Annotated in this window: 19 protein-coding genes; 12 read left to right on the forward strand and 7 right to left on the reverse strand. The window is 66.6% G+C overall.

The annotated features are described in order from the left end of the window. Positions 1–86: 86 nt before the first annotated feature. On the reverse strand, positions 87–665 hold the full coding sequence (gene ureE / locus BLR24_RS28320) for an urease accessory protein UreE (RefSeq protein ID WP_093023689.1): 579 nt from the start codon (positions 663–665) through the stop codon (positions 87–89). A gap of 64 nt (positions 666–729) precedes the next feature. Here ureE and BLR24_RS28325 point away from each other — a divergent pair, with 64 nt between their 5' ends. Both BLR24_RS28325 and BLR24_RS28330 read left to right on the forward strand, forming a co-directional pair. Continuing rightward, on the forward strand, positions 730–954 hold the full coding sequence (locus BLR24_RS28325) for an AbrB/MazE/SpoVT family DNA-binding domain-containing protein (protein WP_093023691.1): 225 nt from the start codon (positions 730–732) through the stop codon (positions 952–954). Continuing rightward, positions 951–1,343 (forward strand): type II toxin-antitoxin system death-on-curing family toxin, encoded by a 393-nt coding sequence (locus BLR24_RS28330; protein WP_093023693.1) that lies wholly within the window; start codon positions 951–953, stop codon positions 1,341–1,343. Before BLR24_RS28325 ends, BLR24_RS28330 begins: the two co-directional genes overlap by 4 nt. Positions 1,344–1,355: 12 nt before the next feature. Here BLR24_RS28330 and ureC read toward each other — a convergent pair whose 3' ends face one another. Genes ureC through BLR24_RS28350 form a run of 4 tightly spaced genes read right to left on the reverse strand, consistent with a single transcriptional unit; the run spans position 1,356 to position 4,359 of the window. Then, positions 1,356–3,104 (reverse strand): urease subunit alpha, encoded by a 1,749-nt coding sequence (gene ureC / locus BLR24_RS28335; RefSeq protein ID WP_093023695.1) that lies wholly within the window; start codon positions 3,102–3,104, stop codon positions 1,356–1,358. 3 nt (positions 3,105–3,107) lie between these two features. Further along, positions 3,108–3,413 (reverse strand): urease subunit beta, encoded by a 306-nt coding sequence (locus BLR24_RS28340; protein ID WP_093023697.1) that lies wholly within the window; start codon positions 3,411–3,413, stop codon positions 3,108–3,110. Between the two features lie 17 nt (positions 3,414–3,430). Next, positions 3,431–4,027, reverse strand: a complete 597-nt coding sequence (locus tag BLR24_RS28345) for a HupE/UreJ family protein (RefSeq protein ID WP_093023699.1) — start codon at positions 4,025–4,027, stop codon at positions 3,431–3,433. A gap of 29 nt (positions 4,028–4,056) precedes the next feature. After that, positions 4,057–4,359 (reverse strand): urease subunit gamma, encoded by a 303-nt coding sequence (locus BLR24_RS28350; protein WP_018906796.1) that lies wholly within the window; start codon positions 4,357–4,359, stop codon positions 4,057–4,059. Positions 4,360–4,463: 104 nt separating this feature from the next. Here BLR24_RS28350 and BLR24_RS28355 point away from each other — a divergent pair, with 104 nt between their 5' ends. From BLR24_RS28355 to BLR24_RS28365, 3 genes are all read left to right on the forward strand, one after another. Then, positions 4,464–8,093 carry a hybrid sensor histidine kinase/response regulator gene (locus tag BLR24_RS28355; protein WP_093023815.1) on the forward strand — a complete coding sequence of 1,210 codons (3,630 nt, stop codon included), beginning with the start codon at positions 4,464–4,466 and terminating at the stop codon, positions 8,091–8,093. Positions 8,094–8,105: 12 nt separating this feature from the next. Beyond that, positions 8,106–9,143: a response regulator transcription factor gene (locus BLR24_RS28360; RefSeq protein ID WP_093023702.1), complete on the forward strand. Its 1,038-nt coding sequence runs from the start codon at positions 8,106–8,108 to the stop codon at positions 9,141–9,143. A gap of 73 nt (positions 9,144–9,216) precedes the next feature. Next, positions 9,217–9,900: a hypothetical protein gene (locus BLR24_RS28365; protein ID WP_254787644.1), complete on the forward strand. Its 684-nt coding sequence runs from the start codon at positions 9,217–9,219 to the stop codon at positions 9,898–9,900. Between the two features lie 12 nt (positions 9,901–9,912). On the opposite strand, the gene BLR24_RS28370 is transcribed toward BLR24_RS28365, so the two are convergent. After that, positions 9,913–10,833: a LysR substrate-binding domain-containing protein gene (locus tag BLR24_RS28370; RefSeq protein WP_093023704.1), complete on the reverse strand. Its 921-nt coding sequence runs from the start codon at positions 10,831–10,833 to the stop codon at positions 9,913–9,915. Positions 10,834–11,089: 256 nt separating this feature from the next. Between BLR24_RS28370 and BLR24_RS28375 the strand changes: the two genes are divergently transcribed. Further along, entirely contained in the window at positions 11,090–12,145 is a 1,056-nt protein-coding gene (locus BLR24_RS28375) for a pyridoxal-phosphate dependent enzyme (protein ID WP_254787646.1), read from the forward strand. Between the two features lie 31 nt (positions 12,146–12,176). Then, positions 12,177–13,160 (forward strand): Bug family tripartite tricarboxylate transporter substrate binding protein, encoded by a 984-nt coding sequence (locus BLR24_RS28380; RefSeq protein WP_093023708.1) that lies wholly within the window; start codon positions 12,177–12,179, stop codon positions 13,158–13,160. 49 nt (positions 13,161–13,209) lie between these two features. Here BLR24_RS28380 and BLR24_RS28385 read toward each other — a convergent pair whose 3' ends face one another. After that, positions 13,210–13,518, reverse strand: coding sequence for a DciA family protein (locus BLR24_RS28385; RefSeq protein WP_093023710.1), 309 nt, complete (start codon positions 13,516–13,518; stop codon positions 13,210–13,212). A 189-nt stretch (positions 13,519–13,707) separates the two neighbouring features. Between BLR24_RS28385 and secA the strand changes: the two genes are divergently transcribed. From secA to BLR24_RS28410, 5 genes are all read left to right on the forward strand, one after another. Further along, complete coding sequence (gene secA / locus BLR24_RS28390) at positions 13,708–16,500, forward strand: preprotein translocase subunit SecA (RefSeq protein ID WP_093023712.1); 2,793 nt, start codon at positions 13,708–13,710, stop codon at positions 16,498–16,500. 30 nt (positions 16,501–16,530) lie between these two features. Next, positions 16,531–17,760, forward strand: a complete 1,230-nt coding sequence (gene argJ / locus BLR24_RS28395; protein ID WP_093023714.1) for a bifunctional glutamate N-acetyltransferase/amino-acid acetyltransferase ArgJ — start codon at positions 16,531–16,533, stop codon at positions 17,758–17,760. After that, positions 17,757–18,632 carry an ATP-binding protein gene (locus BLR24_RS28400; protein ID WP_093023716.1) on the forward strand — a complete coding sequence of 292 codons (876 nt, stop codon included), beginning with the start codon at positions 17,757–17,759 and terminating at the stop codon, positions 18,630–18,632. The genes argJ and BLR24_RS28400 overlap by 4 nt, the downstream gene beginning before the upstream one ends. Beyond that, on the forward strand, positions 18,629–19,090 hold the full coding sequence (locus BLR24_RS28405) for a (deoxy)nucleoside triphosphate pyrophosphohydrolase (RefSeq protein ID WP_093023718.1): 462 nt from the start codon (positions 18,629–18,631) through the stop codon (positions 19,088–19,090). The genes BLR24_RS28400 and BLR24_RS28405 overlap by 4 nt, the downstream gene beginning before the upstream one ends. Positions 19,091–19,154: 64 nt before the next feature. After that, entirely contained in the window at positions 19,155–21,101 is a 1,947-nt protein-coding gene (locus tag BLR24_RS28410; protein WP_093023720.1) for an acyltransferase family protein, read from the forward strand. Positions 21,102–21,103: the final 2 nt, after the last annotated feature.

A 21,103-nucleotide genomic window follows, 5' to 3' on the forward strand; every position in this document is an offset into this window, starting at 1 on the left:
CTCCTTTATTTCGCTGCGGGGAGCACCCGGCGCCCTGCGCACACCGGGCGCTGCGGTTGTTCCGCTCGATCAACCACCGCTCTGAATCACGCATGGTCATGATCGTCCAGCAGCTCCGGTGCGAGTACCAGCGGCTTGGGGCCTTTTGCATGGGAGTGACCATGGTCATGCGCGTGGTCATGACCATGGCCTCCGCCGTGCGAATGCTCCTGCGACCCATAGGCACCGCCCTCGGGCTCGAAGGCTTCCTCGACCGCGACGACGATGAGGTGCATCGAACGCAACATGTCCGCCAGCACATGGTCGGGCTCGATCTTCAGGTGGTCGGGCTTGAGTTCGATGGGAACATGCCGGTTGCCCAGGTGATAGGCTGCGCGCGTCAGGTCGAACGGCGTGCCGTGGGCCGTGCAATGCGTGATGCGCAGCACCGGCTGCGGCGCGGCGATGACGCGGACCAGCGAGCCGTCTTCGGCCACCAGCACGTCGCCGCCGCGCACCGCCGTGCCGCGCGGCAGGAACACGCCGATCTGCCGGCCCTGCGAGTCGGTGGCATCGAACCGGCTTTTCTGGCGCACGTCCCAGTCGAGTTCGATCATGGCGGCGCGCTTCAGCAGCACGGGCGCAAGGCCGCGGCCTTGGGGCATGAGTTTATTGGCGGTGAGCATGGGGACTTGCTTTCAGCGGGAAGACGTCGATAATATAACGTTTGTTATAACTTTGGAGCCCTTCATGTCGGCACTCAAATTGACCCAGATCGGCAACTCCGTCGGGGTGATTCTTCCCAAGGAAGTGCTGGCGCGGCTCAAGGTGGAAAAGGGCGATACGCTGTTCCTGACCGAGGCTGCCAATGGGGTCACCCTGACACCGTACGACCCCGATGTCGAAGAACAGCTGAAACTGGGCCGCGAATTCATGCGCGAATTCCGCGACACCTTCCACCAGCTCGCCAAATGAGCGCCTGGCGCTGGATCGACAGGCGCACCCTCATCCTGTTGCACGACGAAAGCCTCGCTGAGCACGGCGGGGCCTCGGGCCTGCGCGACGAAACGATGTTGCAGTCCGCGCTGTCGCGCCCGCTCCACCTTGTGAGCTACGGATCGCCCGACGTGGCCGACCTCGCGGCAGCCTACGGGGTGGGACTGGCCAAGAACCATCCATTCATCGATGGCAACAAGCGCGCGGCTTTCTTGTCTGTCGGTCTGTTCCTTGCGCTGAACGGCCAGCGGCTGGTGGCAATGCAAGCCGAGGCCACGCTGGTGATGATCGACGTGGCGGCCAGCGCCATGGACGAAAGCAGCTTTGCCGGCTGGATCCGCGACCACATGACACCTCGTTCGGCCTGAGGCCCGCGGCATCTAGAACAGGAAATACCGCTGCGTCAACGGCAGCTGCACCGCCGGATCGCAGGTCAGCAGATGCCCGTCGGCGCGCACCGCATAGGTCTGCGCGTCGATCTCCATCTTCGGCGTGTAGCCGTTGTGAATCAGATCCTTCTTGCGCACGTTGCGGATGTTCTTCACCGCGCTGAGGTGCTTTGCCAGGCCGTAGCGTTCCTTGATGCCCGCAGCCAGCCCGGCCTGCGAGACGAAGGTGAGCGAGCTCTTGGCCAGCGAGCCGCCGTAGCTGCCGAACATCGGCCGGTAGTGCACCGGCTGTGGCGTGGGGATCGACGCGTTGGGGTCGCCCATGGCGGCCATGGCGATGGTGCCGCCCTTGATGAGGGTGAAGGGCTTCACGCCGAAGAAGGCGGGTTTCCAGATCACGATGTCGGCCCACTTGCCGACCTCGAGCGAGCCGACCTCATGCGCGATGCCGTGCGCAATGGCGGGGTTGATCGTGTATTTGGCGACGTAGCGCTTGGCGCGGAAATTGTCGTTGCGCTCGCTGCTGTCCAGCGGGTCCGCACTCGTACCGGGCGCGGGTGGCAGCCAGCCGCGCTGCAGCTTCATCTTGTGCGCGGTCTGCCAGCAGCGCAGCACCACTTCGCCCACACGGCCCATGGCCTGGCTGTCGGAGCTGAACATGCTGATGGCGCCCAGGTCGTGCAGCACGTCTTCGGCGGCAATGGTTTCCTTGCGGATACGCGACTCGGCAAAGGCCAGGTCCTCGGCAATGCCGGCGTCCAGGTGGTGGCACACCATGAGCATGTCGACGTGTTCGTCGAGCGTATTCACGGTGTAGGGCATGGTCGGGTTGGTGGAAGAGGGGAGGAAGTTCTCCTCGCCCACCACGCGCAGGATGTCGGGCGCATGGCCGCCGCCCGCGCCTTCGGTGTGAAAGGCGCAGATCGAGCGGCCGCCCACGGCCGCGATGGTGTTCTCGACAAAGCCGGATTCGTTGAGCGTGTCGCTGTGGATCGCGACCTGCGTGTCGGTGGCGTCGGCCACGTCCAGGCAGTTGCTGATGGCCGAAGGCGTGGTGCCCCAGTCTTCATGCAGCTTCAGGCCCATGACGCCCGCTTCGATCTGCTCGTGCAGGGCATCGGGCAGGCTGGCGTTGCCCTTGCCGAGGAAACCCAGGTTCATGGGGAACGCATCGGCGGCCTGCAGCATGCGTTCGATGTGCCACGGGCCGGGCGTGGCGGTGGTCGCGAAGGTGCCTGTGGCCGGGCCGGTGCCGCCGCCGAGCATGGTGGTCACGCCGGAAGCAAGCGCTTCCTCGATCTGCTGTGGGCAGATGAAGTGGATGTGGCTGTCGATGCCGCCGGCGGTGACGATGTTGCCTTCGCAGCTGATGATCTCGGTGCCCGGGCCGATGATGATGTCCACGCCCGGCTGCACGTCGGGGTTGCCGGCCTTGCCGATGGCGGCAATGCGTCCGTCCTTGAGGCCGATGTCGGCCTTCACGATGCCCCAGTGGTCGAGGATCAGCGCATTGGTCAGCACGGTGTCGACGGCGCCTTGGGCTCTTGTGCGCTGCGACTGGGCCATGCCGTCGCGAATGGTCTTGCCGCCGCCGAACTTCACTTCTTCGCCGTAGCCGCCTGCGCGCAGCGTGTAGTCGGCTTCCACTTCGATCAGCAGATCGGTGTCAGCAAGACGGACCCGGTCGCCCACCGTGGGGCCGAAGATTTCTGCATAGGCGCGTCGCCCGATGGTGGCCATTTTTTAGAGCTTCCCTTGGATCAGGCCGCGAAAGCCATAGACGATGCGGTCGCCCGAAAAGTCGACCAGCTCGACGGTGCGCTGCTGACCTGGTTCGAAGCGCACGGCGGCGCCCGAAGCGATGTTGAGCCGCATGCCGCGCGCGGCTTCGCGGTCGAAGCCGAGCGCGCCGTTGGTTTCGGCAAAGTGATAGTGCGATCCGACCTGGATCGGCCGGTCGGCGGTGTTCTGCACCACCAGCGTGAGCGTGCGGCGGCCAGGGTTGAGCGTGTGCTCGCCCTCGTCGGTGAAAAGTTCGCCGGGTGTCATGGTGGCGGTGCCCTTGTTCAGACGGCCTGCGACAGCAGCGTGGCGCCCAACGCCACCACGGCAGCGCCCGCCACGCGCGGCAGCCAGGCGTTGGCATGGCGCAGCGCCCATCCCACTGCGATGCCCGCCAGGTGCAGCAGCACGGTGGCGCCGACCATGCCGGCCAGCGTCAACGCCGCGCCTTGCTCGCCCGCGAGTTCGTGGCCATGCGCCACGCCGTGGAAGACGGCGAACACCCCGACCACCCCCGCGGCCGCCGTGGCCGGCAGGTGAATGCGCGTGGCAACCAGCAGGCCCAGCACCAGCAGCGAGGCCGCGATCATCGGTTCGACGGCCGGCAGCTGCACGCCCGCCAGTCCCATCAGCGCGCCCACGAGCAGCATGCCCGCGAAAGCCAGCGGCGCCCAAAGCAGATCGAGGCCGCGGCGCGCTGCCAGCGCACTCCAGAGGCCGACCGCGACCATGGCGGCCAAGTGGTCGGCGCCGGTGAGCGGGTGCATGAACCCAGTGACGAGGCTGTGGTGCAGGCCACCATCGACGCCGGTGTGGGCGCTGGCCGCAAACGGCAGCAGGAGGGCGACGACGGCGAGGGACTTGGAAGCGTTATGGCGCATGGCAGGTCTTTCTTGTTCTGGAGTAAGAGTCAGACGATGGGCTGGTGGACGGTGACCAGCTTGGTGCCGTCGGGGAACGTGGCTTCCACCTGGATGTCCGGGATCATCTCGGCGATGCCGTCCATCACGTCGGCGCGGGTGAGCACCGAGCGGCCTTCGCTCATGAGCGCCGCAACGCTCTTGCCGTCGCGGGCGCCTTCCATCACGGCGGCGGAGATCAGGGCGACGGCTTCGGGGTAGTTGAGCTTCAGCCCCCGCGCCTTGCGGCGTTCGGCCAGCAATGCTGCGGTGAAGATCAGCAGCTTGTCTTTTTCGCGCGGGGTCAGTTCCATGGGAGCGGCATCGGATGGCGTGGAGGTCGGCCATTATTGGGCAGGCTTCGGCTTTGCAACAGTCATGCCGGTGTTCGCCAAACGACGTATGGATGGCACGAAAGATGCACCGAAACGGTGTGAATCCCGCCGAGACTCCCACCAGCCCCGACGACGCGCCCCAGCGCATCGTCAAGGTGCGGCGTGACTACAACAGCTGGGTGGCGAGCGAAACGCTCGAGGACTACGCCCTGCGCTACACGCCGCAGCGCTTTCGCAAATGGTCCGAATGGCGCGTGGCCAACACGGCCTTCGGGGCGGCGTCGTTCCTGGTGCTGGAGGCCGTGGGCGCGACGCTGTTGGTGCAATACGGCTTCGCCAATGCGTTCTGGGCCATCGTGGTCACGGGGCTCATCATCTTCCTGGCGGGCGTGCCGATCAGCGTGTATGCCGCGCGCTACGGCGTCGACATGGACCTGCTCACGCGCGGCGCGGGCTTCGGCTACATCGGCTCCACGCTCACCTCGCTCATCTACGCGTCGTTCACCTTCATCTTCTTCGCGCTCGAGGCGGCAGTGATGGCCTACGCGCTTGAGCTGGCACTCGGCGTGCCGCCGGTCTGGGGCTACCTGGTGTGCGCGCTGGTGGTGATTCCGCTGGTCACCCACGGGGTGTCGGCCATCAGCCGGCTGCAGCTGTGGACGCAGCCGCTCTGGCTGGTGATGCTGGTGGTGCCTTTTGTTTTCGTGCTGGTGCGCGATCCTGGTGCGTTTGCGGGAATCGTGCACTACAACGGTGTCAAGACCGGTGCGAAAGGTTTTGATCTGCACCTGTTTGGCGCTGCACTGACGGTCGGCATCGCATTGATCACCCAGATGGGGGAACAGGCCGACTACCTGCGCTTCATGCCCGCGCGCACGGCGGTGAGCGCCCGGCGCTGGTGGGCAGGGGTTCTGGCTGGCGGGCCGGGGTGGGTGGTTCTGGGCGTGCTCAAGATGCTGGGCGGCGCGCTGCTGGCCTACCTGGCCATCACGCACATGGTGCCGGTCGAGCGCGCGGTCGATCCGAACCAGATGTACCTCGCGGCCTATGAGTACGTGTTCCCGAACTACGGCTGGGCCGTGGCCGCGACCGCACTGTTCGTGGTGATCTCGCAGCTCAAGATCAACGTGACCAACGCCTACGCGGGCTCGCTGGCCTGGAGCAACTTTTTCTCGCGCGTGGCGCACAGCCATCCGGGGCGCGTGGTGTGGGTGGTGTTCAACGCGCTCATCGCCTTCATGCTGATGGAGATGAACGTGTTCGAAGCGCTGGGCGACGTGCTCGGCCTTTTTGCCAACATTGCTATCGCCTGGATGATGGCGGTGGTGGCCGACCTGGTCATCAACAAGCCGCTGGGCCTGTCGCCGCCGGGCATCGAGTTCAAGCGAGCGCATCTGTGGGACATCAATCCGGTGGGCGTGGGTGCGATGGCGCTGGCCTCGGTGTTGTCCATCACCGCGCACCTCGGCGTCTTCGGACCCCTGGCGCAGGCGTTCTCGGCGCTCATCGCGCTGGGCACGGCATTGGTGGTTTCGCCGCTGCTCGCGTGGGCGACGGGCGGCAAGTACTACCTGGCGCGGGGTTCGGTGGCCCATGGCGCGGTGCCCTTCGCCCCGGCAGCCGGTCCGCGCGCAGTCCGCTGGGCGCGGGTCGAGCACGACGTGCACGAGGGCGGCGCGGAAGGCAGCTACCAGCGCCTGAAGGTGCAGCACTGCGTGATCTGCGAGCGCGAGTACGAAGGGCCCGACATGGCCCATTGCCCGGCCTACCAGGGGGCGATCTGCTCGCTGTGCTGCACGCTCGATGCGCGCTGCGGCGACCTGTGCAAGCCGCATGCAAGCCTCTCGGCGCAATGGTCGTCGGCGCTGCGCTGGCTGCTGCCGCGCTTCAGCTGGCGCTATCTCGACACCGGGCTTGGCCACTTCCTGCTGCTGATGCTGATCATCGTGCCGGTGCTGGCGGTGGTGTTCGGCGTGCTCTACCAGCAGGAGCTGCGCGCATTGGGCGAGGGTGTGCTGCAGATGGCGTCGCAATCGGAACTGGCCGAGGCCTTGGCCGGCGTGCAGCAATCGGCGTTGCGCTCGGGCTTTCTCAAGGCCTACATGGCGCTGCTGGTGATCGCGGGCGTCGTGGCCTGGTGGCTGGTGCTGGCGCACCAGAGCCGCCGGGTCGCGCAGGAAGAATCGAACCGGCAGACCCACTTGCTGATGCGAGAAATCGAGTTGCACCGCGCGACCGACCGCGCGCTGCAGTCTGCCAAGCAGACCGCGGATGAAGCGCGCGAAGTCGCCGAGCAGGCCAAGCTCGCAGCCGACGAGGCCCGGCGTGCCGCCGACCAGGCCAACCAGGCCAAGAGCCGGTACATCAGCGCCATCAGCCACGAGCTGCGCACGCCGCTCAACAGCATCCTGGGCTACGCGCAGCTGATGGGCGAAGACCAGTCCGTGCCGCCGCACCGCCAGCAAGCCGTGGCGGTGATCAAGCGCGGCGGTGAGCATCTGCTGTCGCTCATCGAGGGCACCTTGGCCATTGCCCACATCGAGGCTGGCAAGCTCACGCTGCATGCGAGGCCGATGCGCTTTGCCGACACCCTGCGCGAGCTGGCAGACATGTTCGAGCTGCAGGCGGCCGAGAAAGGATTGCGGTTTCGCTTCGAGACCACGGGCACCTTGCCCGAGTTGGTGCGTGCCGACGAGAAGCGGGTGTGCCAGATCCTCATCAACCTGCTGGGCAACGCCATCAAGTTCACGGCCGCGGGCGAGGTGACGCTGCGGCTTTCGTATGCGCGGGAGTTCGCCTCGGTCGAGATCGAGGACACCGGGCCCGGCATGACGGCCGAAGACATCGAACGCATCTTCGAGCCCTTTGCGCGCGGCGATGCGGCCGCGGCCTCCACGCCCGGCGCGGGGCTGGGCCTCACCATCGCCAAGATGCTGACCGACCTGATGGGCGGCGAGATGAAGGTGCGCAGCACGCCCGGGGAAGGCTCGCTGTTCTGCGTGCGGCTCTTCCTGCCGCGCGTGCACGACGCTGCGGGCGCCTTGGGCCGGCCGGCTCCGGTGCAGCGCGCGCGGCGCGGCTACGAAGGCCCCCGCCGGCGGCTGCTGGTGGTCGATAACGAGGAGGCCGACCGCGACCTGCTCGGCCACGTGCTGGCGCCGCTTGGCTTCGAGCTGCGCACCGCCGCCAGCGGCCACGACGCGCTCGACCTCATCGCGGCCGGCTACCGGCCCGATTCGATGTTCGTCGACCTTGCCATGCCGGGCATCGACGGCTGGGAGACGATTCGCCGCGCGCGCAAGCTCGGCTTGGCCGATGCCTCTGTGGCCATCGTCTCGGCCAATGCCTTCGACAAGGGCCTGGACAACGACGTCGGCATTGCGCCCGAAGATTTTTTCGTCAAGCCGGTGCGCCATACGGAACTGCTCGACTGGCTCGAGCGCCGCCTCGGCCTGCGATGGACCGACACGGCCGCCAAGCCGGCTCCCGCCACTGCGCCGCGCGCGATGCAGGCGCCTTCGATGGCGAGGCTGCGCGCCCTCGACGAAGCGGTGAGCCTCGGCTATTTTCGCGGCATCATGAACCAGCTCGACGAGATCGACGCCGAACAGCCCGAATGCCTGGCCTGGACCGAGACGCAGCGCGTGCTTGCGCGCCAGTTCCAGTTCGAGGCCATGGGCCGGGCGCTTGCCGCCGCGGTCAGCGCGGCCTGAAGAACAATCCCCATGGAAACCACACCGCTTGCGAAAACGCTGCGCGAACAGGGCGCCAACAGCGACCTGGTGCTGATCGTCGACGACGTGCCCGACAACCTCGCGGTGCTGCACGACGCGCTGGACGAGTCGGGCTACACCGTGCTCATTGCCACCAACGGCGAGCAGGCGCTGCAGCGTGCCGCGCAGGCGCGCCCTGACATCGTGCTGCTCGACGCGATGATGCCGGGCATCGACGGCTTCGAGGTGGCGCGCCGGCTCAAGGCCGATGCCGCGACGGCGCACATTCCCATCGTGTTCATGACCGGGCTCACCGAAACCGAGCACCTGGTGGCTGCGCTGGAGGCCGGCGGCGTCGACTACGTCACCAAGCCGATCAAGCCCAAGGAAGTGCTGGCCCGCATGAACGTGCACCTGCAGGGCGCCCGCCGCGCCCGGCAGGATGCGCGGCAGGCCGGCCAGGCGCGCAATGCGCTCGACGCCTTCGGCTACGCGAGCATTACCGTGCGCCTGCCCGAGGGCAAGCTGATCTGGCAGACGGCGCTCGCGCGCGATCTGCTACAGCGCTACTGCGACACCCGTGCACCCGAGACGCCGCCCGTGGTGCTCGAGTGGCTGCGGCGCCACGCGCCCGATGCCAGGCAGCAGGGCATCGAGCCGCCGGCGCTTTCCATCGTGCAGGGCGCGGCCGGGCCGGGCGTGGGGGATACGCCGAGCGCAAGCAGCCTCAGCTTGCGCTTGCATCGGCAGACCGGCCAGGACGACGACGGCGATGAATGGATGATCGTCATGCGCGAGGTTTCCGATACTGCCGTGATCGAAGCCATGAGCCTGAGCCTGAAGCTCACAGCGCGCGAGGCCGAGGTGCTCTACTGGGTGGTGAAGGGCAAGACCAACAAGGACATTGGAGAAATTCTCGGCAGCAGCCCCGCCACGGCCAAGAAGCACCTGGAGCGGGTGTACGTGAAGCTTGGCGTCGAGACCCGCACGGCAGCGGCCGGGGTGGCCATCAAGCGCATTCGCGAGTTGCAGCCGCAATTCGAGATCTGAAGGCGCGTCTTCATCCCTAGAATCTCCAGGTCCTCGGGGGATGCAGGCGATGAAAGACAACAAGCGCACAAGAATGATTCGACCGCCGCGAGCCGCCTGGCTGCTGGCGGGTGCCTGCGGCCTTGGGAGTGCGGGTGCGCAGGCCGCGGGTCATTTCGATATCGACGATGCCGGCACGCTCGATCCGGGCCAATGCCAGTACGAAGCCTGGTGGGGCCGCACCGGTCCGGAGCCGGTAAACGGCCTGCACATCGGCCCCTCCTGTCGCGTGGGGCCTGTCGAACTCGGGCTGAACCTCGACCGGTTTTCGGCAGCGGGCATGCACTCGGTCGTCGCAGGCCCGCAGGTCAAATGGAATTTCTTCGGCGCGGCGGCCGATGCGCCGTTGAGCGCGGCACTTTCGCTCGGTGCCGCGTTCGACCTGACGCGCGGCGGCCGGGCGGGCGGGCAGTTTGTGCTGCCGGTCACGTGGCGTCCGACGGGCAGCCTGCAGATTCACGCCAACCTCGGCGCCGATTGGGCCACCGGAACCGGGGTTCGCACGCCGCGCGGCGGGCTGGCCGCGGAATGGGCGCTCGACGACAAGGTGTCGCTCATCGCGGAGCGCAGCCGCGCGGCGGGCGTCTGGACCTCGCGCATCGGCGGGCGCTTCAGCCTCACGCCGCTGATCAGCGTGGACGTCAGCGCTTCGAGGACCGGACCGCAGGGCGTGCGTGGCTTCGTCGTGGGGCTGAATCACGAGTTCGCCTGGAAGTAGGCCCGTACGGAATCAGCGCAGGTAGCGCTGAATGCGCTTCTCGTCTTCCGCCAGTTGCTGGCGCATGAGCGAAAGAAAGTCGCGGGCAGTGGTGGAAAGCACCTTGCCCGCGGGCAGGGCCAGCACGCAGCTAAAAAATACGTCGACCGAGAGCCGGCGCACCACGAGGCCGCGTTCTGCGTAGTCGAGCGCCGTGATCGGGTTGACCAGCCCCACGCCCAGGCCGCGCACGGCCATCTCGCACACACTGGCCGCGTAAGGCGTCTGCACCATCACCCGAAGCGCTGCGCCGCGTTCGGCCAGTGCGGTTTCGAGCCCGCGGTGCGAAGGGTCCTCGGGGTTGAGGGCCAGGAAAGGCGCTTCTGCGAGCTGCTCCGGCTCGATGCACTTGAAGCGCGCCAGCGCATGGCCTTGCGGCATCACGACCACGCCGGGAAACCGCGCGAAGGTCGAGTGCTCGATGCCTTCGAGCGGCAGTTCGTCGGCCATCAGGCCGAAGTCGGAGACGCCCTTTGCCACGCGGTCGCGCACGTCCTTGGAGCTGAGCACCTGCAGCGACACCTGTGGCCAGGGACTGTCGCCCCGGTGCGCCTTCAGGCGTTCCAGCGCACGGGGCATGAAGCCGAGGCCGAAGGCCGGGTAGCAACTGAGTTCGAGCTGGTTGGTGCCGAAGTCGCGCAAGCTGCGCATGCGGTGCTCGATGGCCTCCATGCCGATGAAGACGCGCTCTACCTCAGTCCACAGCGCACGCGCCTCGGGCGTGGGCACCAGCCGTCCACCGGTGCGCTGGAACAGGAGCATGCCGGCTTGCGCCTCGAGCCGCTTGAGCGACTGGCTGATGGCCGGTTGCGTCACATGCAGCAGCGCCGCGGCCTTGCGGGTGGAGCCGGCCCGCATCAGGGCCCGGAACGTCTCTATTTCGGCGAAGCGCATCGATAAGTTTATTTATCGCTTGAGTATTTCAAGCTAGATGATTTTATTTCCAGATGCCTAAGATTTGGGCACGACTTACCCGCCTAGACCGCCTGTGAACACATCTCCGCCCGTTCCGGACTTCAAGTCCGCCGCGCTTCCCGACCTGTCGGCAAACCCATCGGGCGTCGCGCTGGCTCGAACGCTGCCGCCGGTGAGAAACCCTCGCCTGCAAGGCTTTCGGTGCCTGCGATGCGATGCCCCCTATCCCCTCACATTGGCGAACGATGGCTGTCCCGCCTGCCGGGACATCGGCATCCATGTCGGATTGCGCGCCAGCTACCTGCCCGACAGCGGCAGCCCTCTGTCCATGCCCTACACGCCCGGCTTCACGCTAGGCGAGGGCCAAACGCCGCTCACGGAGATGCCAGAGCTGGCGCGGCAGTTCGGCGTGGCGCGCCTCGCAATCAAGGACGAATCGCGCAACCCCACGGGCTCTCACAAGGACCGCATGACCGCCGTGGGCGTGGCTCAGGCGCTGGATTTCGGCGCCCACACGCTGGTGCTGGCCTCTTCGGGCAACGCCGCGATTTCGGCGGCGCACTATGCGTGGGCCGCGGGCCTGGTTTGCGAAGTGGCGACCTACGAGGGCTTGCCCGCCGCCTATGCACGGCAGCTCGACGCCCTGGGCGCCCGGCGCCACGTCTTTGCGGACAACGCCGGCCGCTGGGATTTCGTGCGTGAGCGCTCACGACATCCGGGCTATTTCGCACTGACCAATTACCGCCTGCCGGCATTGGGAAGCGCGCCGCTGGCGATCGAGGGCTACAAGCCCATTGCCCTGGAGTGCCTGATCGACGGCGGCCTGCCCGATCATGTCGTGATCCCCACGGCGCGCGGCGATCTGGCCTGGGGCATCTACGCGGGCTTTCGCGATCTGCTGGCCGCCGGACGCATTTCGCGCCTGCCGCGGCTCTGGCTGGTGGAGCCTTTTGCGCGCCTCTCGCGCGTGCTTGCCGGTGGCGCGCTCGACGGCATGTATCCCGGCGACACGGCGCAGTTTTCCACCGCCGGCGCCACCGTGACTTTCCTGCAGTGGCAGGCCGCCGTCGCCTCCGGCGGGGGCGTGGTGATGGTGAGCGACGACCAGGCCCGCGCGGCGCGGCGAAAGCTCACGGCGGCCGGCGTGAGCGCCGAACTGTGCGCGGCGGCCGGATTGGACGCCCTGCGCCAGCTGCGCGAAAGCAATGCCGTTGCCGGCGACGCCCACGTGGTGCTGATGCTCACCGCCAACGCCTCGCGCGACCCGACTTGGCCCGACGAGGCCGCCTGAACGTCCGAGCCACCCTTAAGGAATTGAAACCATGCAAGCAATGCAACGCCGCGCCTTCCTGGCTGCCGGTTCGGCCGCCCTGTTCACCGCCGCGGCGCCGCGCGCCTGGGCGGCTTTTCCCGACAAGCCCATTAAGCTGATCGTGCCGTGGGCGGCTGGCGGGAGCACCGACGCCATTGCGCGCGCCATGGCGAAACGCATGAGCCAGACGATCGGCAGCTCGGTGATCGTCGACAACCGCCCGGGTGCTGCCGGCCAGATCGGCACCGAAGCGGCGGCCAAGGCCGTGCCCGACGGCTACACGCTTGCCATTGTCGAGTTGCCGCACGCCATTGCGCCCGCGGTGACGACGCGGTTGCCCTACGACCTGCTGCGCGACTTCACGCCGGTGACGATGATCGGCACGTCGCCCCTCGTCTTCTTTGCCGGCATGGACGACGACAGCCGGGATTTCAAGACCTTCATCAAGACGGCGGCCGCCCGGCCGATGCCGCCGGCCATCGCGCACAGCGGCGCCGGCACGGTGAGCCACCTGGCGGCCGAACTGCTGGCGAGCCGCACGAAGATCAAGTTCAACATGGTTCCCTATCGCGGCTCGGCGCCTGCACTCACCGACGTAGCGGCGGGCACGGTGGCCGGACACTTCGCGACGCTGGCCAGCGGTTCCAGCCTTCTGGGCGGCAACAGGATCCGCCCGCTGCTGGTGACGAGCGCGCAGCGCGTGAACATTCCGGGCCTCAAGGATGTGCCTGGCTTGGCGGAGAGCGGGCTCAAAGGTCTCGAGATCGACCAGTGGTGGGCCATGGTGGCGCCCGCCACCACGCCGCTGGAAGTGATCGAGCGGCTGCGGCGCGAGGCGATCGCGGCGCTGGACCATCCGTCGGTGAAGGAGCGCATGGCGGTGCTGGGTGTGCAGCTGAAGGGCTCCACCACGGGTGAACTGCGGGCTTTCATGCGCTCGGAAGCCGAGCGCTGGCAGAAGGTGGCGCACGACATCGGGCTTCAGCCGCAATAAACCAGGTTCCGATGGGTCCGGCCGTTTGCCCGGCCCGCCGTTTTTTGGTTCAGCGCCCGGTTTGCACCTTGATCCGGATTGTGTTCACGTCCCAGCCCTTGCTGCGCAGCCGGGTGACCAGCATCGGGGACAGCTGGCGCAGCTTGGCGGCCGCGGCGCTGCCGTTGACCAGCAGGCACCATACGTCCCCTTCCGCCGGGCCGGCCTGCACGGCGGGCCGCATGGCCGGCGGTATCAATCCTTCGACCGCCCGCAGCCGCTCGCTGGCGTCGCGTGCGCGCGCAATCAGGCTCGCCAGGGTGGGCGAGCCTTCAGCGGCCTGCTGCAACGTGAAGGGAGGGACGGAGCGGCGATTCATGGGTAATCCGGAGGATGGAACAAGACAGCTAAAATGCCCGGTTTGCCGACGCTTGCGCCGGCAGATCGGTCTGGAGCCGCTTGCTTTCGAGGCTTGCATTCGAAGAAGGCGCGCCCAACTGCTTTCACCATATCTTAGGGAATCCGGTCGCAGTGCCTGTGTGTCAGGTGCCCGTCCATCTCCACGCCAATGGCAACCAACTTCCTGACCCAGATTTTCGGCAGTCGCAACGACCGGCTCCTCAAGCAGTATCGCAAGACGGTGGAGCGCATCAATGCGCTCGAACCCGAGTTCGAGAAGCTCAGCGACGACGGGCTGCGCGCCAAGACGCAGGAATTCAAGGACCGCATCGCCAAGGGCGAAACCCTCGATGCCGTGCTGCCGGAAGCATTCGCCACCGTGCGCGAAGGCTCCAAGCGCGTCATGAAGATGCGTCATTTCGACGTGCAGCTGCTCGGCGGCATGGCACTTCACAATGGCAAGATCGCCGAAATGCGCACTGGCGAAGGCAAGACCCTGACCGCCACGCTGCCGGTGTATTTGAACGCGCTCACTGGCAACGGCGTGCACGTGGTCACCGTGAATGACTACCTCGCCAATCGCGACGCCCAGTGGATGGGACGCCTGTACAACTTCCTGGGCTTGTCGGTGGGCATCAACCTGCCGCAGATGCCGCGCGAGGAAAAGCAGCAGGCCTACGGCAGCGACATCACGTACGGCACCAACAACGAATACGGCTTCGACTACCTGCGCGACAACATGGTGTACGAGCCCGGCGACCGGGTTCAGCGCGGCCTGAACTACGCCATCGTCGACGAGGTGGACTCCATCCTGATCGACGAGGCCCGCACGCCGCTGATCATCAGCGGCCAGGCCGAAGACCATACCGACCTGTACCTGGCCATCAACAAGGTGGTGCCCCTCTTGACCAAGCAAGAGGGCGAGGCCGATCCGCGCACGGGCGAGGGCGTCACGGTGCCTGGCGACTTCACGGTCGACGAGAAGACGCACCAGGTGTTCCTGACCGAAGACGGCCACGAGAAGGCAGAGCAGCTGCTGAGCGAATTCAAGCTGCTGCCCGAAGGCGCGTCGCTCTACGACCCGGCCAACATCACGCTGATGCATCACCTGAACGCGGCGCTGCGTGCACGTCATCTGTACCACCGCGACCAGCATTACGTGGTGCAGCAGGGCGAGGTCGTCATCGTCGACGAATTCACCGGCCGCCTCATGACGGGTCGGCGCTGGAGCGACGGCCTGCATCAGGCCGTGGAAGCCAAGGAAGGCGTGCAGATCCAGGCCGAGAACCAGACGCTCGCCTCCATCACCTTTCAGAACTATTTCCGCCTGTACAACAAGCTGGCCGGCATGACCGGCACGGCCGACACCGAGGCCTACGAGTTCCAGGAAATCTACGGCCTCGAGACCGTCATCATTCCGCCGAACCGCATCAGCAAGCGCGACGACCAGCTCGACCGCGTCTACAAGACCACGCGCGAAAAGTACGAAGCGGCGATCCAGGACATCCGCGAGTGCTACGAGCGCGGCCAACCGGTGCTGGTGGGCACCTCGTCGATCGAAAACTCCGAAATCATCGACGGCCTGCTCACCAAGGCGGACCTGCCGCACCAGGTGCTCAACGCCAAGCAGCATGCGCGCGAAGCCGACATCGTGGCGCAGGCCGGCCGCGCGAAGATGATCACCATCGCGACCAACATGGCCGGCCGCGGTACCGACATCGTGCTGGGCGGCAACATCGAGAAGATGATCGAGGCGATCGAGAACGACGAAGGCCGCGACGACGCCGCCAAGCAGGCCGACATCGCGCACATTCGCGCCGAATGGACCAAGGATCACGAGTTCGTGAAGTCGCTGGGCGGCCTGCGCATCATCGCGACCGAGCGCCACGAATCGCGCCGCATCGACAACCAGCTGCGCGGACGTTCGGGCCGCCAGGGCGACCCGGGCTCCTCGCGCTTCTACCTGAGCCTGGACGATCCGCTGATGCGCATCTTCGCGGGCGACCGCGTGAAGGCGATCATGGACCGCCTCAAGATGCCCGACGGTGAAGCCATCGAAGCCGGCATCGTCACGCGCAGCATCGAGAGTGCGCAGCGCAAGGTCGAGGCGCGCAACTTCGACATCCGCAAGCAGCTGCTCGAATACGACGACGTGTCGAACGACCAGCGCAAGGTGATCTACCAGCAGCGCAACGACATCCTCGATGCGGCCGACCTCACGGCGCAGATCGCGGCGTTGCGCGAAGGTTGCTTTACCGACCTCGTGCGGCAGTACGTGCCGTCCGAATCGGTCGAGGAACAGTGGGACCTCGACGCCCTCGAGAAGGCGCTGTCCAACGAGTGGGGCATCGACATGCCCCTCAAGAAGGAAATCGAGGCGGCCGAGGCCGTGGCCGACGAGGACATCGTCGAGAAGGTGGTCAATGCCGCCAACGACAGCTTCGGTGCCAAGGTGGCGCTGATCGGCCAGGAGAACTTCACCCAGTTCGAGCGCATGGTGTTGCTGCAGGGCATCGACACGCACTGGCGTGAACACCTGGCCTCGCTGGACTATCTGCGCCAGGGTATTCACCTGCGCGGCTATGCGCAGAAGCAGCCCAAGCAGGAATACAAGCGCGAAGCCTTCGAGCTCTTCGGCCAATTGCTCGACTCGGTCAAGAACGAAGTCACGCGCCAGCTGATGACGGTGCGCGTGCAGTCGGGCGAGCAACTCGAAGAGGCGGCGGAAGCGCTGGAGAGCCGCGGCGAGAACGTCTCGAACATCACCTACAGCGCGCCGACCGAAACCGGCGAGGTCGAGGTTCGTCTCGACGAGGAAAACCAGCGCCGCATCGCGGCCGCGGGCCTGGGGCTCGGCACGCTCAGCGCCGAAGCTGCGGCGTTCGCACGCGTCGGTCGCAACGACCCGTGCCCGTGCGGCAGCGGCAAGAAATACAAGCATTGCCACGGCAAGCTCAGCTGACCCAGAAACATCCGAAGAGAAATAACCGCCATGCCCGTGAACCTGTCCGCTCCTGATCCTGCCGCCTTGTTCGCGGTGCCCGGCGTCCGCATTGGCGTGGCCGAAGCGGGCGTGCGCAAGGCGAACCGCAAGGACCTGACCGTCGTGCTGATCGATGAAGGCTCTGCGGTTGGCGGCGTGTTCACCCAGAATCGCTTCTGCGCCGCACCGGTGCAGGTCTGCCGCGACCACCTGGCCGCCAACTACGGCATTCGCGCGATGGTGATCAACACTGGCAACGCCAATGCAGGCACGGGCGAAGACGGCCTGATGCGCACGCGTTCCACCTGCATCGCGCTCGCGCGCCATCTGGAAATCGCGCCCGAGCAGATCCTGCCTTTCTCGACCGGCGTGATCATGGAGCCGCTTCCGGTGGACCGCATCGAAGCCGGCCTGCCCGCCGCGCTGGCCGACGCTTCGGAGAACCACTGGGCACGTGCCGCTGAAGGCATCATGACCACCGACACGATCCCCAAGGCTTTCAGCCAGCAGGTTCAGGTCGGCGGTGCCACCGTCACCATCACCGGCATCAGCAAAGGCGCCGGGATGATCCGTCCGAACATGGCGACCATGCTGGGCTTCATGGCCACCGACGCCAAGATCGACGCTGCGCTGATCCAGCCGCTCGCCAAGTTGTTGGCCGATGCCTCGTTCAACCGCGTGACCATCGACGGCGACACTTCGACCAACGACTCCTTCGTGGTCATTGCCACGCAGAAGGCCGCGCACGCCACCATCACCTCGCTGGAGTCGGCCGCCGGCCAGGCACTCGTGGCCGCCATGCAGAACGTGGCCCGCCAGCTGGCGCAAGCCATCGTGCGCGACGGCGAAGGCGCCACCAAGTTCATCACCATCCAGGTCGAAGGCGGCCGCGATGCTGCCGAGTGCAAGCAGGTGGCTTATGCCGTGGCGCACTCGCCGCTGGTCAAGACCGCGTTCTTTGCCAGCGACCCGAACCTCGGCCGCATCCTGGCGGCCGTGGGCTACGCGGGCATTGCCGATCTCGACCAGACCGGCATCGACCTTTTCCTCGACGACGTGCACGTGGCGGTCAAGGGCGGGCGCAACCCGTCGTACCGCGAGGAAGACGGCCAGCGCGTGATGAAGCAGAGCGAGATCACGGTGCGCATCGCCTTGGGCCGCGGCAACGCGAGCGAGACCGTGTGGACCTGCGACCTGAGCCACGAGTACGTGACCATCAACGCCGACTACAGGTCATGAATGAAAAGTTCGAAAAGCTGATCGAACGTGCCGAACAGCTGATCGGCCGCATCGAGTCGATCCTGCCGCAGCCGCTGGCGGCGCCGGCTGATTGGAACGCGTCGATCGCGTGGCGTTACCGCCGCCGCAGCTCGGGCCATGGCGTGCTCGAGCCGGTGAAACACGTGGCCTCCATGGCGCTCGATTCGCTGAGGGAAATCGACGTCCAGAAGGAAAAGATCGAGCGCAACACGCGCCAGTTCGTCGAGGGCAAGCCGGCCAACAACGTGCTGCTGACGGGTGCGCGCGGCACGGGCAAGTCGTCGCTCATTCGCGCCTGCCTGCAGGCCTATGCGCCGCAGGGGCTGCGCCTGATCGAAGTCGACAAGGCCGAACTGACCGACCTGCCCGACATCGTCGAGGTGGTGTCGCAGCGGCCCGAAAAATTCATCGTGTTCAGCGACGACCTGAGCTTCGACGAAGGCGAGCCCGGCTACAAGGCGCTGAAGTCGATCCTGGACGGCTCGATTGCGGCGGCCACGCCCAATGTGCTGATCTACGCGACCAGCAACCGGCGCCACCTGCTGCCGGAATACATGAAGGACAACCTCAGCTACACCCATACCGAGGACGGCGAAGTGCATCCCGGCGAAGTGATCGAGGAGAAGATCTCGCTGTCGGAGCGCTTCGGCCTGTGGGTGAGCTTCTATCCCTTCAGCCAGAACGAATACCTGGCGATCGTCGCGCAGTGGCTGTCGTCGTTCGGTGTCGACAAAGCTGCCATCGAGGCAGCGCGTGCCGAGGCGCTGGTGTGGGCGCTGGAGCGCGGTTCGCGCAGCGGCCGCGTGGCCTACCAGTTCGCACGCGACTATGCCGGACGGGCTTCCGCATGAGCGCGCAGCCGCAGCCTGAAGGCCGCAAGCACACCGAGGTGGCTGTCGGCGTGTTGATTCGCCCGGCCGACGAAGCGCTGCTGCTGTCGACCCGGCCCGAGGGCAAGGCCTATGCCGGCTTCTGGGAGTTTCCGGGCGGCAAGATCGAGGCCGGCGAAACGGTGGAGCAGGCACTGCGCCGCGAGCTGCACGAAGAACTGGGCATCACCATCGCGGGCGCCGAGGTCTGGAAAGTGACCGAACACGACTACCCGCATGCGCTGGTGCGATTGCACTGGTGCAAGGTCACGGCCTGGAGCGGCGAGTTCGAAATGCGCGAAGGGCAGGCCATGTGCTGGCAGCAACTACCGCTCGACGTGGCTCCGGTGCTGCCGGGTGCCTTGCCGGTGCTCGAATGGCTGACCCAGGAGCGCGGGCTGCCCGCGTCGGCGGCGCTGGCGGTTTCGACCCTGGCCTGATGGACTGGGCCGCGAGGTCGGGCGAGCGCGGCTTGCTGGCGCCGCGGGCCTGAGACAAGAAGACATGCTGCATCCCAAGTACCGTGCCGACATCGATGGCCTGCGTGCCGTGGCGGTGGCGTCGGTGCTGGCCTTCCACGCGTTTCCCGACGCGTTGCCAGGCGGCTTCATCGGGGTCGACATCTTCTTCGTGATCTCGGGCTTCCTGATCACGACGATCATCATGCAGAGCCATGCGGTGGGCGATTTCAGCTACCGCGATTTCTATGCACGGCGCATCCGGCGGATCTTTCCGGCACTGACGCTGGTGCTGCTGGCCACGCTCGCCTTCGGCTGGTATGCGCTGCTGCCCAGGGAGTTCACCGAACTCGGCAAGCAGGCGGCGGGCGGCGCGGCCTTCATTGCCAACTTCATCTTCTGGGGCGAGGCCGGCTATTTCGATACGGCCGCGGAGACCAAGCCGCTGCTGCACCTGTGGTCGCTGGGCATCGAGGAGCAGTTCTATATTTTCTGGCCCATGTTGCTGGCGTTGGCCTGGCGTCGGCGCTGGCCGATTCTCCGGCTGCTCTGGGTGCTGGCGGTGGTTTCGTTTTTGGTCAACGTGCTGACGATCCATCCTTTTCGCACGGCGGCCTTCTACTCACCCGCTTCGCGCTTCTGGGAGCTGATGGTGGGCGGCATCCTGGCCTGCATGCGCCTGCGGCCCGCCAAGGAACCGGTGCCGGCCTGGCGCAGCCACGTGCAGTCGTGCATGGGCGTGGGACTGATCGTGCTGGGGCTCGTGATGACCCGCAGCGACAAGGCGTTTCCGGGGTGGTGGGCGCTGCTGCCCACGCTGGGCGCGGCGAGCTGTATCGCGGCCGGGCCTGCGGGCGTGCTGAACAGGCATGTGCTCGCCAGCCGTCCGATGGTGTGGATCGGTCTCATCAGCTATCCGCTCTATCTCTGGCATTGGCCCTTGCTGGTCTACGCACGTATCGTGAACGAAGGCGAGCCGGCGCCCGTCGTGCGTGCGGCGATGGTGCTGGCGAGCGTGGCGCTGGCCTGGCTCACCTATCGATTCGTCGAGCGCTTCACCCGGGCACGAGCTAACGTCGGCATCCTGCGCTTGCTCGCGGGCGGCAGCATGGCGATTGCGGTCGCCGGGCTGCTGGCGCTGGGCGGCATGGCACCGCGCAACGGCAGCGACCTGCTGCGCAAGGTGACCGACGCCACGGTGGACGACAACTACTACGCCGGCTTCGAGCAGCAGAAGATCGGCGCCTATCCGGTCAAGCGCGTGGGTAGCGGCGATCGCAAGGTCTTGCTGATCGGCGACAGCCACATCCAGCAGTACGCGCCGCGTGCGATGGAGCTTGCACGCAGCTCGCCCCAGCGCATGGCCACGACCTACTTTTCGACGTATGGCGCCTGTCCACCGGTGCCCGGCATGGTCGCCGAGGGCAACCCCGGCTGCGAGCAGGCGCGCCGCGAAATGCTCGCGCTGGCCGTCGATCCGCGGATCGACACGGTGGTGGTCGGGGCCTGCTGGAACTGCTACTTCACGGGCAACTTTCCGCTGCCGTTCTACTTTCAGGATGGCGCCTCGGGCTACCTTGTGAACAATGGCGGCGCGGGCCTCGGGCCGTCGCTCGCGTCTCTCGAAAAGCTGCTGGTGCAACTGGTGCAGCACAAGAAGAAGGTCTACCTGCTGCTGGACAACGCCAGTGGCCCCGAGTTCGAGCCGCGGCGCCTCATCGAAGGCAGCCGCATGGGCAAGATGGTGGCGCTGACCAGCACGCCTGCCGCCCCGCTGCCGCCGGAACAGGCGAGACTCAATGAGCAGCTGCGCGCGCTCGCGCTCTCCAGCGGTGCGGAGCCCATCGACGTGATGTCAAGGCTCTGTGCAGAGGGGCAGTGCCTCCGGGCGACACCCGACGATGCGCCGGCTTACAAGGACCGGGAGCACCTGCGTCCGGCGTACGTCCGCAAGCACGCGGACTACCTGGACCGCGTCTTTCTTGCGCCGTAGCG

This window comes from Variovorax sp. OV700 (assembly GCF_900099805.1).
Classification (GTDB): Bacteria; Pseudomonadota; Gammaproteobacteria; order Burkholderiales; family Burkholderiaceae_C; genus Variovorax.

What these genes read in the sequence shown, in the direction of transcription:
- ureE (WP_093023689.1), bottom strand. Translation starts at nt 665, where the DNA reads ATGCTCACCGCCAATAAACTCATGCCCCAAGGCCGCGGCCTTGCGCCC.
- BLR24_RS28325 (WP_093023691.1), top strand. Translation starts at nt 730, where the DNA reads ATGTCGGCACTCAAATTGACCCAGATCGGCAACTCCGTCGGGGTGATT.
- BLR24_RS28330 (WP_093023693.1), top strand. Translation starts at nt 951, where the DNA reads ATGAGCGCCTGGCGCTGGATCGACAGGCGCACCCTCATCCTGTTGCAC.
- ureC (WP_093023695.1), bottom strand. Translation starts at nt 3,104, where the DNA reads ATGGCCACCATCGGGCGACGCGCCTATGCAGAAATCTTCGGCCCCACG.
- BLR24_RS28340 (WP_093023697.1), bottom strand. Translation starts at nt 3,413, where the DNA reads ATGACACCCGGCGAACTTTTCACCGACGAGGGCGAGCACACGCTCAAC.
- BLR24_RS28345 (WP_093023699.1), bottom strand. Translation starts at nt 4,027, where the DNA reads ATGCGCCATAACGCTTCCAAGTCCCTCGCCGTCGTCGCCCTCCTGCTG.
- BLR24_RS28350 (WP_018906796.1), bottom strand. Translation starts at nt 4,359, where the DNA reads ATGGAACTGACCCCGCGCGAAAAAGACAAGCTGCTGATCTTCACCGCA.
- BLR24_RS28355 (WP_093023815.1), top strand. Translation starts at nt 4,464, where the DNA reads ATGCACCGAAACGGTGTGAATCCCGCCGAGACTCCCACCAGCCCCGAC.
- BLR24_RS28360 (WP_093023702.1), top strand. Translation starts at nt 8,106, where the DNA reads ATGGAAACCACACCGCTTGCGAAAACGCTGCGCGAACAGGGCGCCAAC.
- BLR24_RS28365 (WP_254787644.1), top strand. Translation starts at nt 9,217, where the DNA reads ATGATTCGACCGCCGCGAGCCGCCTGGCTGCTGGCGGGTGCCTGCGGC.
- BLR24_RS28370 (WP_093023704.1), bottom strand. Translation starts at nt 10,833, where the DNA reads ATGCGCTTCGCCGAAATAGAGACGTTCCGGGCCCTGATGCGGGCCGGC.
- BLR24_RS28380 (WP_093023708.1), top strand. Translation starts at nt 12,177, where the DNA reads ATGCAAGCAATGCAACGCCGCGCCTTCCTGGCTGCCGGTTCGGCCGCC.
- BLR24_RS28385 (WP_093023710.1), bottom strand. Translation starts at nt 13,518, where the DNA reads ATGAATCGCCGCTCCGTCCCTCCCTTCACGTTGCAGCAGGCCGCTGAA.
- secA (WP_093023712.1), top strand. Translation starts at nt 13,708, where the DNA reads ATGGCAACCAACTTCCTGACCCAGATTTTCGGCAGTCGCAACGACCGG.
- argJ (WP_093023714.1), top strand. Translation starts at nt 16,531, where the DNA reads ATGCCCGTGAACCTGTCCGCTCCTGATCCTGCCGCCTTGTTCGCGGTG.
- BLR24_RS28400 (WP_093023716.1), top strand. Translation starts at nt 17,757, where the DNA reads ATGAATGAAAAGTTCGAAAAGCTGATCGAACGTGCCGAACAGCTGATC.
- BLR24_RS28405 (WP_093023718.1), top strand. Translation starts at nt 18,629, where the DNA reads ATGAGCGCGCAGCCGCAGCCTGAAGGCCGCAAGCACACCGAGGTGGCT.
- BLR24_RS28410 (WP_093023720.1), top strand. Translation starts at nt 19,155, where the DNA reads ATGCTGCATCCCAAGTACCGTGCCGACATCGATGGCCTGCGTGCCGTG.